Source organism: Lentzea alba (genome assembly GCF_011067745.1).
Classification (GTDB): domain Bacteria; phylum Actinomycetota; class Actinomycetes; order Mycobacteriales; family Pseudonocardiaceae; genus Lentzea; species Lentzea alba.
In genome coordinates, this window is the sequence record NZ_JAAMPJ010000005.1 from 437,618 (window position 1) to 451,108 (window position 13,491).

At 67.7% G+C, this 13,491-nt stretch carries 16 protein-coding genes; 4 read left to right on the forward strand and 12 right to left on the reverse strand.

Annotation, left to right across the window (positions count from 1 at the left end; translation table 11 throughout):
• Positions 1-26: 26 nt before the first annotated feature.
• The 3 genes from G7043_RS21105 to G7043_RS21115 are packed head-to-tail and all read right to left on the reverse strand — an operon-like array spanning position 27 to position 1,014.
• The gene (locus tag G7043_RS21105) at positions 27-326 is read right to left on the reverse strand and encodes a hypothetical protein (RefSeq protein ID WP_166047845.1); all 300 of its coding nucleotides are present in this window, start codon (positions 324-326) and stop codon (positions 27-29) included.
• Positions 323-628, reverse strand: coding sequence for a helix-turn-helix transcriptional regulator (locus G7043_RS21110; RefSeq protein WP_166047847.1), 306 nt, complete (start codon positions 626-628; stop codon positions 323-325). Before G7043_RS21110 ends, G7043_RS21105 begins: the two co-directional genes overlap by 4 nt.
• A 23-nt stretch (positions 629-651) precedes the next feature.
• Positions 652-1,014 (reverse strand): winged helix-turn-helix transcriptional regulator, encoded by a 363-nt coding sequence (locus tag G7043_RS21115; RefSeq protein WP_166047849.1) that lies wholly within the window; start codon positions 1,012-1,014, stop codon positions 652-654.
• A gap of 117 nt (positions 1,015-1,131) precedes the next feature.
• Between G7043_RS21115 and G7043_RS21120 the strand changes: the two genes are divergently transcribed.
• Complete coding sequence (locus G7043_RS21120; RefSeq protein WP_166047851.1) at positions 1,132-2,007, forward strand: NAD(P)-dependent oxidoreductase; 876 nt, start codon at positions 1,132-1,134, stop codon at positions 2,005-2,007.
• Here the strand turns inward: G7043_RS21120 and G7043_RS21125 are convergent.
• The 5 genes from G7043_RS21125 to ctaD all read right to left on the reverse strand — a co-directional run bounded on the left by G7043_RS21125 (position 2,004) and on the right by ctaD (position 7,769).
• On the reverse strand, positions 2,004-2,573 hold the full coding sequence (locus tag G7043_RS21125; protein ID WP_166047852.1) for a bleomycin resistance protein: 570 nt from the start codon (positions 2,571-2,573) through the stop codon (positions 2,004-2,006). The two genes, G7043_RS21120 and G7043_RS21125, sit on opposite strands and share 4 nt — an antisense overlap.
• A gap of 22 nt (positions 2,574-2,595) precedes the next feature.
• The gene (locus tag G7043_RS21130; RefSeq protein ID WP_166047854.1) at positions 2,596-3,975 is read right to left on the reverse strand and encodes a phospholipase D-like domain-containing protein; all 1,380 of its coding nucleotides are present in this window, start codon (positions 3,973-3,975) and stop codon (positions 2,596-2,598) included.
• A gap of 30 nt (positions 3,976-4,005) precedes the next feature.
• A complete protein-coding gene (locus G7043_RS21135) occupies positions 4,006-4,683 on the reverse strand; it encodes a peptidyl-tRNA hydrolase (RefSeq protein ID WP_166047856.1) in 678 nt (225 codons plus the stop codon).
• Positions 4,683-5,897: a phosphoserine phosphatase SerB gene (gene serB, locus G7043_RS21140; RefSeq protein ID WP_166047858.1), complete on the reverse strand. Its 1,215-nt coding sequence runs from the start codon at positions 5,895-5,897 to the stop codon at positions 4,683-4,685. The genes G7043_RS21135 and serB overlap by 1 nt, the downstream gene beginning before the upstream one ends.
• 81 nt (positions 5,898-5,978) lie before the next feature.
• On the reverse strand, positions 5,979-7,769 hold the full coding sequence (gene ctaD, locus G7043_RS21145; RefSeq protein ID WP_166047860.1) for an aa3-type cytochrome oxidase subunit I: 1,791 nt from the start codon (positions 7,767-7,769) through the stop codon (positions 5,979-5,981).
• A 135-nt stretch (positions 7,770-7,904) separates the two neighbouring features.
• Between ctaD and G7043_RS21150 the strand changes: the two genes are divergently transcribed.
• Both G7043_RS21150 and G7043_RS21155 read left to right on the forward strand, forming a co-directional pair.
• A complete protein-coding gene (locus G7043_RS21150; RefSeq protein WP_166047862.1) occupies positions 7,905-8,420 on the forward strand; it encodes a DUF305 domain-containing protein in 516 nt (171 codons plus the stop codon).
• A 16-nt stretch (positions 8,421-8,436) separates the two neighbouring features.
• A complete protein-coding gene (locus tag G7043_RS21155; RefSeq protein WP_166047864.1) occupies positions 8,437-9,231 on the forward strand; it encodes a phosphotransferase family protein in 795 nt (264 codons plus the stop codon).
• Here G7043_RS21155 and G7043_RS21160 read toward each other — a convergent pair.
• From G7043_RS21160 to G7043_RS21170, 4 genes are all read right to left on the reverse strand, one after another.
• Positions 9,228-9,926 carry an LPXTG cell wall anchor domain-containing protein gene (locus G7043_RS21160; RefSeq protein WP_166047866.1) on the reverse strand — a complete coding sequence of 233 codons (699 nt, stop codon included), beginning with the start codon at positions 9,924-9,926 and terminating at the stop codon, positions 9,228-9,230. The genes G7043_RS21155 and G7043_RS21160 overlap by 4 nt on opposite strands.
• Before the next feature lie 193 nt (positions 9,927-10,119).
• Entirely contained in the window at positions 10,120-10,254 is a 135-nt protein-coding gene (locus G7043_RS49435; protein ID WP_278185804.1) for a hypothetical protein, read from the reverse strand.
• 636 nt (positions 10,255-10,890) lie between these two features.
• The gene (locus G7043_RS21165) at positions 10,891-12,111 is read right to left on the reverse strand and encodes an aKG-HExxH-type peptide beta-hydroxylase (protein ID WP_166047868.1); all 1,221 of its coding nucleotides are present in this window, start codon (positions 12,109-12,111) and stop codon (positions 10,891-10,893) included.
• 193 nt (positions 12,112-12,304) lie between these two features.
• Entirely contained in the window at positions 12,305-12,457 is a 153-nt protein-coding gene (locus G7043_RS21170) for a hypothetical protein (RefSeq protein ID WP_166047870.1), read from the reverse strand.
• A 159-nt stretch (positions 12,458-12,616) separates the two neighbouring features.
• Here G7043_RS21170 and G7043_RS21175 point away from each other — a divergent pair, with 159 nt between their 5' ends.
• Positions 12,617-13,414, forward strand: coding sequence for a FadR/GntR family transcriptional regulator (locus tag G7043_RS21175; protein WP_166047871.1), 798 nt, complete (start codon positions 12,617-12,619; stop codon positions 13,412-13,414).
• Positions 13,415-13,491 lie beyond the last annotated feature (77 nt).

A 13,491-nucleotide genomic window follows, 5' to 3' on the forward strand; every position in this document is an offset into this window, starting at 1 on the left:
CGCCGAAACGACACCGAGCAATTTGCTCAAGCAAACAACATGACAACGCCGCCCAGCAACAACAACGCCGACACAACAGCAATGGCGAGCACACGCCCACGCGACGTGCCGGCGTGCTTCAACGCCATGCCCAACGGGCCAATCCCAGCCACAGCAACCCCTTTCGAAGGCATGGAAACGACAGCGCGCAACGCCCCGAACGCCACCCCCAACGGCGACATGCCGAGCCCGCGCGCCCCGACAACATCCGCTTCCCACTGCTCGCGATAGCGGTCATCACCCACAACCGCCGCCGCGAACCGCACCAACAACAACGCGCCTCTCATTGCGCCGCCCTGGGCACGAACCGAGGCGCCGGAGCAGCCCGCGCCACGACCTTGCGAGCCTCCGCGGCCCCCTCGGCCGTCAGCCGGTACATCCGTCGGCGCGGCCCACGCCGTTCGGCGTCGTCATCCCACGTCGACGTCACCCAACCGGCCCGCTCCAGCCGGTCCAGCAACGGATAAACGCTGCCCGACGGCCGCCCGGTCAGCTTGATGATCTCCAGCCCCCAGCGCGGCTCGTCGGTGCCGAGCAGCACCTCGAGCACGTCAACGGTGGCCTTGCCGATGCGTTGCAGTGGCTCCACGCCACCAATACTACCTATGTAGATTAAGCCGTGGCAACATCGACGACGACCTTCTCCGCCCCGATCCGCCGGATGCGTTCAGCACCCCACTCCCCCAGAGCGGCGAGCGCGGCGTTGAGAGAGACACCGTGCTCCGTCAGGGAGTACTCGACCCTGGGCGGCACCTCGGCGTACACCTCGCGGTGCAGGAGGCCGTCCTCCTCCATCTCCCGCAGGTGCTGGATCAGCATCTTCTCGCTGACGCCCGGCAGCCCGCGCCGGAGCTCGGCGAACCGGCGGGTGCCGTAGTGGTGCAACTCCCACAGGATCAGCGACTTCCACTTGCCGGAGACGACGTCCATCGCGGCGTCGATGCCACAGATGTAAGGACCACGTCGTGCTGCCATTCCAACCCCCAAGACTTACTCGCTGGTGCGTACCCCACTAAATAGTCCGTACTGGTCAACGCTTTCCGTGCCGGAGAGGATTCCTCCGAACGACGAACACGAGGGGAAATCCGGAAAATGACAGCGGACAACAGCGTCCAGGTGAGCGTTCTCGGGCTGGGCGCGATGGGCAGCGCCCTCGCTACCGCCCTGGTCGAGGCAGGACATCCGACGACGGTCTGGAACCGTTCACCGGGCAGGGCGGACGCCCTCGTCGCGCTCGGCGCCAACGCCGTGGCCACGGCCCGTGACGCGGTTCGGGACAGCCAGGTGGTGATCGCCTGCCTGTTCGACGACGCTTCCGTGCACGAGGTGCTCGATCCGCTCACCGACGAGCTCGCCGGACGAGTGTTGATCAACGTGACCACGACGACGCCGGCCCAGTCACGGAAGGCAGCCGTCTGGGCGGCGGACGCCGGGATCGCTTACCTGGACGGCGGCATCATGGCCGTGCCGCACATGATCGGCCAGCCGGGGTCGTCGATCCTCTACAGCGGGTCGGCCGAGGTGTTCCACGAGTACCAGCCGTTGCTCGACCTGTGGGGCACCAGCACCTACTTCGGTGAGGACGCCGGGCTGGCCTCCCTGTACGACCTCGCCCTGCTCTCGGGCATGTACGTCATGTTCGCCGGGTTCCTGCACGGCGCCGCCATGGTGGCGCCGGCCGGCATCACAGCGCGCGAGTTCGCCTCGGCGGCCGCACCCTGGCTGACCGCCATGACCGGCGGCTTCCACGGGTTCGCCGAGGTCGTCGACGGCGGCGACTACACCGTCCCAGGGCAGCAGAGCCTGGAGTTCTCCGACCTCGGCAACATCCTGGCCGCCAGCGCCGACCAGGGCATCAGCACCGAGATGGTCGCCGCGGTCCAGCGGCTCATCCAGCGTCAGATCGACGCGGGCCGCGGCAAGGAAGGCTTCGCGCGGATCATCGAAAGCATCAAGCAGCCGGTCTAATACCTGAGCCCGAGGCGTTCGAGCAGTTCGTCGCGGAACTCCAGCGCCGACTCCCGTTCCTCCTCCGAGGCGTGCACCTCCCGCACCAACGCCCCTTCGAGGATCTTCAACGCCTGCCGCTCCGCCCCGTGCGACCCGGCCAACGTCACCGCGCTGTCCAACGCGCGCGTCAGCCCGTTGCTCGACACGGGCTCCCGCATCGCCGGCACCACCCGGATCCAGTTCCCGCCGGGGTCGACCATCAGGAACCCGTCGCGGCGTGGCCGGGTCATCCGCGGAATCCCCGTGAGCAGCACCTGCCCGTACACCGCGCGCATGCCGTGGGCGAACGCGTCGTACAGCTCCCGCACGTCCTCCACCTGCACCAGACACGAGCTGTACGACGCAGACGGGTCGTAGCCCGGTATGCCGAAGAAATGGAGGTTGATCTCCTCGCGTTGCACCGACAGATAGGCGTTCGGCCGGTACTGCCGATACGTGACCGTGAACCCGAGCATCACGTAGAACTCGGCGACCTCGTCGATGGAGGCGCACGGCAACAGCGGGATCGTCACCTCGTTGGCCACGTCGCCAAACTAGCCCCAGAGATCAGCCGTCGACCAGCAATCCACGTAACGGTCCTTGCAACCTTCCGGATCGCCGCGACACCCCGGGCAGCGGCATCACCCGCGAACGCCCCTCCAAGGCGGGTCTCCACACGCCGTCCACCACCTCGTCGACCGGCCCCGACACGTCGGCGCCGAGGTGCTCCGACCACAACCGCAGCCGGGTCGACCGAGCGACCTCCGGGTCGTCGGTCACCACGTTGACCTCGGTGTCGTTGAACAGCGAGTGCTCGTTGAGGTTCGCCGAGCCGACCGAGAGCCATTCATCGTCCACAATGGCCAGCTTGGCGTGTACGTAGACCGGAGCATCGCCGTGTGCGACAAGGGTTGCAGCGACGAGCCGCCGATCGACGTCGGCGTCGAGCAACCGGCCGAGCTGACCGCGCGTGGTGTCGGCGCCGTTGCTGGGTTTCTGCGGCAGCACCAGCACCATCCGGAACTCCGGTGTCGGCGGCCGGCACAGCTTCTCGATCAGCACCTCGGTGATCTCCGGCGACCACAAGAACTGGTTCTCCACGTAGATCAACGACTTGGCCGACCGCAACGCCCGCAGGTACGAGTCGAGCAGGCTGAAGTCGCCGTGCGGGGCGAAACCGTAGGTCCGTTCCGGAATCGTGCGCACCAGCTGCACCGACGACGGTCCGGCCTCGGGCGGCACCTCGGGTGCGGGCAGGGTCTCGCCCGCGATCTCCAGCCACCGCGCGGCGAAGTGTCCCGCCACCTCGGCCACCACCGGGCCCTCCAGCCGCGCCACGTGGTCGTGCCAGCCGAGGTCGCGCGGCGGGTGCTCCGGCGAGTCGTGCCGGTCGCCCTCCACCGCGGTCATGTCGAGACCGCCGACAAACGCCACGTCGTCGACGATCACGATCTTCTCGTGGTGGCAGTGCAGGGTTCGTTCCCGCGCGTCCAGCTCGCACCGGACGGCACCGCACTCCCAGAACGCCTTCTGCGCCGCCAGAGCGCGCTTGCGGGTCGGTTCGAAGAACGGGATCGGCGGGCCCGCCCACAGCAGCACGCGCACCGGAACCCGTTCCGCGGCAGCCGAAAGCAGCTCGCGCAGCTGCGGCGCGCCCGGCTCGCGGGTCAGCCGGAAGTCCGGCGAAGCGTGCCAGTTCGCGATGTGGACGTACTTCTGCGCGTTCTCGATCGCCTGCGCCACAACGGGAAACGCCGTGGCGCCGTCGATCAGGACCTCGATCTTGCTGCCGTGCTGGACAGTCCGGCGCGGGGTGAACCACCCCGTCGCATCGCCGTCCATCACCTCGCCCCACCCGAGCCGCCGCAGCCGGCGGGCGTGGTGGGAGCACAGCACGTTCTCCAGCCCGTCACCGAGCCTCGCGTCGAGCACGTCGAGTAAGCCCACGAGCCGGGGATTTACCCGATCAGGCCCATCTCAAACAGCAAGTACCGTCGTCGTGCCCGGCTCGACCTCCGTGAACCCCGCGTCCCGCACGGCCACGACGTCGCCGCGGTGGATCAGCGAGTCCCATTCGGCCACGGACGGTGTCCGCACGGCACACCGGTAGTCCAGCGCGGCCCACGCCTTCAGCTCGGACACCGAGAGGTGCGGCGCCAGCAACATCGACGCGTGCCCCACCTGTGCCGCGAGCTTGCCCGCGGACATCTCGACCCGCGGGTTCACGTACAGCAGCCGCGCTCCCTCAGGAACCGCCCCTGGCTCGTCCGCCGGCAGGTCGGAGCCGGAGATCTGCAGCTTCGCGACCTCCCGAGGCGTCTCGGACACCAGCACGGGCAGCAACGACCGCACCGACGCACTGTCCACGGTGATCGTCACGCCCGGCAGCTCCTGCACCGCGTCCCACTGCACGCCACGGGCCCGCCGCGACACCTTGCGAATCCGCCCGGCCACCCACGCGCGCACGGCCTCGTGCCACTCCCCGCCGACGTCGGCACGCGGGTCGAGGCACACCGCGACCGCCGAAGCGGCCGCGGCCTCCAGCAACGCCGTCCGGGAAGGCGGATCCACGCGTTCGATGCGCAACACCATCGGCATCGCGCGGACTTCCGACTCCTCGGCGTAGTTCCGGGAGGCGATCAGGTCGAGAATCATCACAGCCGGGTCAGCTCCAGGCCGTCGGCGGCGTCCGCGGCCTCCACCTCGGCCCGCGTGACGCCGAGGATGAACAGCACGGCGTCCAGGAACGGGTGCGACAACGCGGTGTCGGCCACCTCGCGCAGCGCGGGCTTGGCGTTGAACGCGATGCCCAGACCGGCCGCGTTCAGCATGTCGATGTCGTTCGCGCCGTCACCGACCGCCACGCACTGCGCCAGCGACACGCCGGCCTCCTGCGCGAACCGGCGCAGCGCCACGGCCTTGCCCGGCCGGTCGACGATCTCGCCGACCACCTTGCCGGTCAGCTTGCCGTCGACGATCTCCAGCGTGTTCGCCGCGCAGAAGTCGAGCTCCAGCTCGTCGGCGAGTCCCGTGATCACCGACGTGAAGCCGCCGGAGACGACACCGCAGAAGAACCCGAGGCGCTTGAGCGTCCGGATCGTCGTGCGCGCGCCGGCCGTGAGCTCGAGCGAGGCGCCGACCTCGTCCAGCACCTTGGCGTCGAGTCCCTCCAGCAACGCCACGCGGCGGCGCAGCGACTCGGCGAAGTCCAGCTCGCCCCGCATCGCGGCCTCGGTGATCTCGCGCACCTGCTCCTCGCACCCGACGTGCGCGGCCAGCATCTCGATCACCTCGCCCTGGATCAGCGTGGAGTCGACGTCGAACACCACCAGGCGCTTCGCCCGGCGGGTCAGGCCGGCCCGCTCGACCGCGATGTCGAGGCCCACCCGCACCGACACGTCGGCCAGCGCGGACCGCAGTTCCGCGTCGTTCTCCAGCGTGTCGTCGGCGACGGAAACCCGCAGCTCAAGGCCCGTGACGGGGTAGTCGGCGACACCGCGGATCGCGTCGATGTTCACGCCGAGCGACGCAAGCCGGCGCGCCACCTCGGTGAACGCCTTCGCCGTCACCGGGCGGCCGAGCACGATCAGCACGTGCGACGACTCCAGGCGCGCGGTGCGCTTCGAGTCGGCGCCGATCTCGATCTCCACGTGCATCGCGACGGTGGCCATGGCCTGCTCGACCGACTCCTGCAGGCCCTCCGGGTCGTGGTCGGTCGAGACCAGCGCGCCGAGCACCAGCCGTCCCCTGATCACGACCTGCTCCACGTCGAGCACCTCGACGCCGTGCCTGGTCAGCACGGCGAAGAGCACCGAGGAGACACCCGGCTTGTCGGGGCCGGTCACGGTGATGAGCACGGGCGTTTTCACGTCGTCGTCTCCTCGTAAGACGCAACGAGCCCCGGCAGCGCGCAGCGGCCGGGGCTCGTCGTTGAACCTGTGAACTGCAGGTTACTTGTCGTGCTCCGCGTCGTCCTTCTCGGACGCCGTACCCGACTTGATGGCCGCGGCCGCCAGCTCCGAGGGAGCGGGCTTGGCGTCCTTGTGCGCGATCGTCTTGCCGGTGAAGGTCACGTGACCCTCGTTCCGGATGCGCTCGATCATGTGCGGGTAGTGCAGCTCGAACGCCGGGCGCTCCGAACGGATCCGGGGCAGCTCGGTGAAGTTGTGCCGCGGCGGCGGGGACGACGTGGCCCACTCGAGCGAGTTGCCGTAGCCCCACGGGTCGTCCGCCGTGACGACCTCACCGAAGCGGTAGCTCCGGAAGACGTTCCAGATGAACGGCAGCGTCGACGCGCCCAGGATGTAGGCGCCGATCGTCGAGATCATGTTCAGCGTCGTGAAGCCGTCGGACGCGAGGTAGTCGGCGTACCGGCGCGGCATGCCCTCGTTGCCCAGCCAGTGCTGGACGAGGAACGTCGCGTGGAAGCCGAGGAACGTCGTCCAGAAGTGCAGCTTGCCGAGCGGCTCGTCCATGAAGCGGCCGGTGATCTTCGGGAACCAGAAGTAGATACCCGCGAAGGTCGCGAACACGATCGTGCCGTAGAGCACGTAGTGGAAGTGCGCCACGACGAAGTACGTGTCGGACACGTGGAAGTCGATCGCGGGCGCGGCCAGCAGGATGCCGGACAGACCACCGAAGAGGAACGTGACGATGAAGCCGATCGAGAACAGCATCGGCGTCTCGAACGTCAGCTGGCCCTTCCACATCGTGCCGATCCAGTTGAAGAACTTCACACCGGTCGGAACAGCGATGAGGAACGTCATGAAGGCGAAGAACGGCAGCAGCACGGCGCCGGTCGCGTACATGTGGTGCGCCCACACCGCGACGGACAGGGCCGCGATGCCGAGCGTCGCGTAGACCAGGCCGTTGTAACCGAAGATCGGCTTGCGGCTGAACACCGGGAAGATCTCCGACACGATGCCGAAGAACGGCAGGGCGACGATGTAGACCTCGGGGTGTCCGAAGAACCAGAAGAGGTGCTGCCACAGGATCACGCCGCCGTTGGCGGGGTCGAACACGTGCGCACCGAGATGGCGGTCGGCCAGCAGGCCGAGCAGCGCCGCGGTGAGGATCGGGAACGCGAGCAGCACCAGCACCGACGTCACCAGGATGTTCCAGGTGAAGATCGGCATCCGGAACATCGTCATGCCGGGCGCGCGCAGGCAGACCACGGTGGTGATCATGTTCACCGCGCCGAGGATGGTGCCGAGACCACCGACCACCAGGCCGGAGATCCACAAGTCGGCACCCGCGCCGGGCGAGTGGATGGCGCTCGACAGCGGCGTGTACGCGAACCAGCCGAAGTCGGCGGCGCCACCGGGGGTGACGAAGCCCGCCATCACGATCAGGCCACCGAAGAGGTAGAGCCAGTACGAGAAGGCGTTCAGCCGCGGGAACGCCACGTCGGGCGAGCCGATCTGCAGCGGGAGCACGAAGTTCGCGAAGCCGAACACGATCGGGGTCGCGTACAGCAGCAGCATCACGGTGCCGTGCATCGTGAAGAGCTGGTTGAACTGCTCCTGGCTGAGGAACTGCATGCCGGGCCGGGCCAGCTCGGTCCGCATCAGCATGGCCATCGCGCCGCCGACCATGAAGAAGGCGAACGAGGTGACCAGGTACATGATGCCGATTTGCTTGTGGTCCGTGGTGCGGAACATCCGCAGCAGGAAGGACCCCTTGACCGCAGTGCGCGTCGGATAAGGACGCGTTGCGATCGGCTGCGGGGCTACGGCCGTCACGGTGCCTCCAGGCCTTGGTGGGACCAGTTCGTTCGGGAAACTCCGAGGGATATTAGACGGAGCCGATCAGCTCCATTCGGGTGGGCCATGCCCGGTGGCCAGCGGCGTAGCGCAGGTCACACGTATTCTGCCGCCGTGCTCCGATTGTCCGCTGCCGCCGCAGTCCTGATGTTGGCCGCCTGTGGTTCCCCCGCCACGCACAACTCGGCGGACGTCGCGTTCGCCCAGGGCATGGTCCCCCACCACGAGCAGGCGCTGGAGATGAGCGACCTGGTCGCCTCCCGCACCGAGAACCCGCACGTGATCGACCTGGCCAAGCGCATCGCGGGCGCGCAGAAGCCCGAGATCGACCGCATGAACGGCTGGCTCCGCACGTGGAACGCCCCCGTGCAGGCCTCCTCACACACCTCGCACGGCCACTCCGAGTCGCACGGCATGGTCGACCTCGGCAACCTCGCCGACCTGGACGGCACCGAGTTCGACCGCCAGTGGCTCTCGCTGATGATCCAGCACCACCGCGGCGCCGTGGAGATGGCGCAGAAGCACCTCTCCGCGGGCACCGACCCGGAGACCCGCAAGCTCGCGCAGGACGTCGTCAGCCACCAGGAGAAGGAGATAGCGGAAATGGAGTCGCTCCTCCCACAGGGCTGATGCCAGCCTTCTTGCCGTGAGCACCTCTGCAGCCGTGCGCGTCGCAGTGTCGTTGGCGGCCTCTCACGGCGTGGTCTGCACAGACCCGGTCGTCCTGAAAGACGGCAGCAACGTCATCGTGCACCTGCGCCCGGCACCGGTCGTCGCCAGAATCGCGCGCCGCACGGCCCTGGTGCGCCCGTCCGTGGCCTCACACCTGGCCCGCGACCTCTCGGTGTCAGCCTTCTTGGCCTCACGCGGCGTACCCGTCGTGACGCCTTCTAAGGAACTGCCTGCGGGGCCTCACACGGTGGACGGCTTCGTGCTCACGTTCAGCACGTACGTCCCGCACGATCCCTCTGTCGAGCTGAGCCGTCCGGACGTGCTCAAGCTCCTGCCCGACCTGCACGCCGAACTGCGCCTCTACGAGGGTGACCTACCTGTCCGCGGCCCTCTCGACGACGTCGAGAACACGCTCGCCCACCTGGAGAGCATCGGCGTCCCCGAGCTGGCGCCGTTCCGCGAACGACACGCCGAGCTGCTGGCGGAGTGGGACGCGCACTACAACGACGTCCAACCGCTGCACGGCGACTCGCACTACGGCAACGTGCTGATGACCGCCGCCGGCCCGGTCTGGAACGACTTCGAGGACACCTGGCGCGGCCCCGTGGCGTGGGACCTGGCCTGCCTGGCCGGCGCCAGAGGCGCAGAAGCCGCCCAGCGCGCCGTGGAAACCTACGGCGGCGGGGCGGCTCCTGAAGACGTGGAGTTCCACGTCGAAACCCGCATCAACTTCGGCACGCTCTGGGGCGTGCTGATGGAGAACTCCTAGACGCGACGCCTGCGCAGCACCAGCAGCACGGCGGCACCGGCGGCCAGCAGCGCCGCACCGAGCCCGACCAGCCAGGCGGACCCGAACCCGGTCGACGCCAGACTCTCACCCGCGGCCACGGCCGCGGCGGTGGTCGTCGTGGTCGCGGCAACCTGCGACGACGTCGTAGCCGTCTCGGTGGCGCTGGTGGTGGTCGTGGTGGTCGTGGTCTCGGACCCCGACGTGGTGGTCGTCGTCGTGGTGGTGGTCGTGGTGGTCGACGTGTCCTTCTTGACGCCGCAGCCGTACCAGTGGCTGATCTCCGGCTGCTGGCCACCGTCGTTGAACGGAGCGCGCAGCTCGTTCCACGGCAGGGCGCCGAGGTCCTTGGCGAGGTAGACGTTGAAGTTGGGCCCACCCTTGACGACCACACCGGTGATCGTCTTGTCGGAGAGCACCGCCGTGATGTTGAGGTGGATCTGGTTGTCCCCGCCGGTGTAGGTGAACTCGTTCGGGTGGATCGTCTCGCCGGTCAACCCACCGACGGTGCAGGCCTCGGGGTGCCTGATGTCGATGTTCTTGGTGTACGGGGTCGCGCGCTTGTCGTCCGTCGTCGGCTCGTCAGCGGACGCGGTGCTCGACAGGGCGAGCGTGGCCACAGCGGCCACCGCGGCGGAAGCGAGCAGGCCGGCTCTTCTGAGGGGCGTCAAGCGCATGGTGTTACTCCGTGGGGGTGATCGGCGGGATGCCGCGATCTAAGACGATCGACGTCCCCCGAACGGCTTAGGTGACGATCAACAGTGCCCCTTGTGGCCTAGTTGTTATGCGTCTGTGAAGTCGTATCCCCAAACGACCAAACGCCGAAGGGGCCGGCGAACCGGCCCCTTCGGCAACACTGGAGCACGAAGCTCAGGCGTTCCGCTCGCCCTCGGAGGGCTTGAGGAACACCGTGCCACCGTTCGGCATGCGCCGGAACCAGTCAACGGGGGTGACCGGCTGCCCGATCACCGGGCCCGCCCCGGTGGGGAGGTGGGGAACAGGCACGCCGGCACCGCGGGGGAAGTCTGGCCGACGAAGAGGCTGGTTCGGGGTGGTCATGGTTCCTTCTCGATGTGGGGAGCCCGAGAACGCACGACACCCGGAGCATTCTGCGCGACCCCCACAGCACGGCGTCGACGACTTGCCAATTCCCGGATGCCTGAAGTACGAGCTCGAACCGATGGTGATTGATCAATCGTGACACGCCGACCTCGAACACGACCAGGGCGACCGTCCAAAGCAGACGATAGCGATCCAGGCGAACTCGAGGGCAACTGCGCGTCAACAGGCATCCCGGCAAGCCGGGATGCGGAAGTGTACAACCCCTCTTCACCTGCAACTACTCAGCAGTCGCACAGTACAAGCGTTCTGGAAACACTTCTGCGAACTAGCTCTGTCTATAAGAAGTTTCAATGCTTCAAGGCGACAAGCATGAAAACTTCCACACTCAGGAAAGTCGCGTGTAGACGGTTCCCCCGTTCGGCATACGCCGGAACCAGTCCACCGGAACCACCGGCCGTTGCACGGGTACCCCCGTCGGCGGCACGGGAAGCCGCACAACTGCACCCGTTCTGGAGCGCGACAGACGTACCGGCCGAGTTGGTTTGATCATCGGATGTCCCCCAGAAGTGAAGCCGGCGCTCATGACATCGGCTCGATGATCGAGGCCGCCATGAGCGAGTGGAGTGCGACGGTGAGACGGTGTGCGGCAGAGCCGGACTCCACTCCCCACTCGTCCACAGCGCTCGCCAGCACGTGGTCGAACGACGTCTCCCGCCCGTCCCCGAGCAGCGCCAGCACCCAGCCGGCGTCGGAGTCGAGCCAGTAGATCTCCGGCGGTTGCCCGAAACGGCCCACCACCACGCGCCCCGTTGTCGAGCGCTCGAACCGCACGTCCGGCAGAACGCGGAAGCGGACGTGATGCGCGATCGACGCGCCTCGGTTCAGATCGGCGTGCTCGGCGGCGGTCGACTGGCCGGTGAGCTCTCGCAACAGCCATCGCGCGTCGGCACGCAGATCGGCCTCGTGGGAGATCAGCCAGCGGCCGATCTCGTCGGCCCGCTCCCGCGCCTTGGGCAGCAGGGAGAACGGGCCCAGCGGCTCGTCATCGCACGACTCGAAGAACTGGGCGAGGCAACTGTAGGCGTGCCAGGCGGCGAACGTCTGCTCCAGCGGCCAGCGGGCGTGCGACCACGAGGTTTCGAAGAACTCCACGTCCTCGGCGCCGGCGTCGAGGAACTCCCTGGTGATGGCCAGGTCGAAGAACTTCTCGTGCGCACCTTCGTGAACCAGCGCCTCGGCGACCTCCATCGGCGTGGTGGGCTCGTCGATCAGCACGATGCCGGGCACATAGCGCGACGAGGCCGACACCACGCCGCCGGAAGTCTCCTTCTTGAGCACGGCGAACATCGACACGTGCGCGAGCAGGTCGCGGGCCGTTTCCGGTACCAGCCGACGCAGCAGACGGACTCCGTCGGCCACGATCGCCAGCGCCGCCTCGAACCGCTCCCCGTCCGCCTCGGTCAGCGGCTGCGGCGACGTGCCCGGTGGGGCGATGATCCGCAACGGCGCCTCGAGCAGGTTCGCGGCGTCCGGATCCGCCGCGACCGGCAACCCGGCGTCGCGCACGCGCATGGCGGCGACGTCGCGCAGCAACTCCTGGTCGAGATCGCCTTTGCCCGCGAGGGCCTTGCCGATCTCGTACCGGACGATCGGATGGTCGAGGAGGTTGTCCGACAACTGCGTGCCGGGCGCGAACAAGCCGGTTGCGAGGCGGTACAGCGTGCGCCGCTCGTCGACCAGTGTTTCCGCAGGCGCGATCGCGGCATGCAACGCATGTGCGCTCGCGATGGGTGAACTCATCACCGAAGACCCCGTACTCACGTCCCCCGACGCCATGGAGTCACGACACCGCCCGATCGACGCCGTGATGACGGACAACTCTACTGACTTCATGCCCTGAACTACGTGCGGACAGGCCGGAACGGACCGGTGCCCGGACCGCGAGTTCGCGATCCGGGCACCGGTGGTTCTGTTCATCAGCGGGTTTTGCTCATCAGCTGAACATGATGCTGGTGACGTTCACGAAGCCGACGACGGCAAGCGCGATCACTGAGACGGCGACCATCGTGAGCACGGTCCGCCATCCGATGGCGGTGACGGCGACTGCGACGGCTGCTGCGATTCCGAGTGCACTCCCTGCGGACATCTCGATTCCCTCCCGACTAGGCGAGTCCGTGCTCCCAGGTGTGGGCGGTCCTGGGCGTCTCGCCATGTACTTAGGGTCCCGTGTTGTAGGTTGTCTGTCAACGGTCGCCAGGTTGCCAGACAAGTTGCAACCAGACTGCGATAGGCCTAAACTGAACCAATGCCCGCCGACGAGTCCCATCTCGGCGAGAGCTGGTCGCTCTCGCCGGATTCGCGCCGCCCTCTCCCGGAGCTCATCGAGCAGAAGCTGAGGGAGCAGATCATCGGCGGCACTCTCAAAGCGGGCGATCGCCTCCCCACGGAACCCGAACTGGCCCGCAAACTGGATGTCGCGAGGTCGTCGCTACGTACAGCTCTTCAGCGACTGCAGCTCCAGGGCATCGTCGAGGTGCGCCGCGGCCTGGGCTGGTACGTGCGCCGCACCGACCTGGCCGCCGTCGAGGAGCACCTCGAGGGCAGGCTCGCCGCCAGGCAGTTCTCCCTCACGGACCTGCTGGAAGTGCGCATCGCGCTGGAGACCACGGCGGCGAGCCTTGCCGCTGTTCGCGCCGGCGACGGCGAACTGGACGAGCTGGCCAAGCTGAACCGCCGTTACCAGCGGGCGCCCGTCGACGACGTGCAGGAGATGATCGAGTCGGACGAGGAGTTCCACTCGGCGCTGATCCGCGCGTCGCACAACGAGCTGCTGGAGCAGATGTACCAGACACTCGTGCCGGGCCTGCAGGACTGCAAGCGGCACGCTCATCCGTCCCGCGAGGTGCACAACCGTTCGGCGAACGAGCACGAACAGGTCGTCTGGTTCCTCCGGCGGCACGACGAAGTGGGCGCGAAAAGCGCGATGACCACCCACCTGCTGGGCCTGTACAACGACCTCGCCACCGACGACACGAAGCCGAAAGCAACGCTGAGCACCTACGTCGGGGTGTCGGACAACCCGATCTGGAACAAGACCCGCTGATACGGCATTGACCGAAAGGGGCTGGCGCTGATCCCACTTCACTCCCACCATGTATGCAGAACCGGTGGTGTGAGGGG

Excerpts from the sequence above, each read along its gene's own strand:
- G7043_RS21175 (WP_166047871.1), top strand. The coding sequence starts at position 12,617 with ATGCCCGCCGACGAGTCCCATCTCGGCGAGAGCTGGTCGCTCTCGCCG.
- G7043_RS21160 (WP_166047866.1), bottom strand. The coding sequence starts at position 9,926 with ATGCGCTTGACGCCCCTCAGAAGAGCCGGCCTGCTCGCTTCCGCCGCG.
- G7043_RS21105 (WP_166047845.1), bottom strand. The coding sequence starts at position 326 with ATGAGAGGCGCGTTGTTGTTGGTGCGGTTCGCGGCGGCGGTTGTGGGT.
- G7043_RS21165 (WP_166047868.1), bottom strand. The coding sequence starts at position 12,111 with ATGAGTTCACCCATCGCGAGCGCACATGCGTTGCATGCCGCGATCGCG.
- G7043_RS21135 (WP_166047856.1), bottom strand. The coding sequence starts at position 4,683 with ATGATTCTCGACCTGATCGCCTCCCGGAACTACGCCGAGGAGTCGGAA.
- G7043_RS21120 (WP_166047851.1), top strand. The coding sequence starts at position 1,132 with ATGACAGCGGACAACAGCGTCCAGGTGAGCGTTCTCGGGCTGGGCGCG.
- G7043_RS21115 (WP_166047849.1), bottom strand. The coding sequence starts at position 1,014 with ATGGCAGCACGACGTGGTCCTTACATCTGTGGCATCGACGCCGCGATG.
- G7043_RS21170 (WP_166047870.1), bottom strand. The coding sequence starts at position 12,457 with ATGTCCGCAGGGAGTGCACTCGGAATCGCAGCAGCCGTCGCAGTCGCC.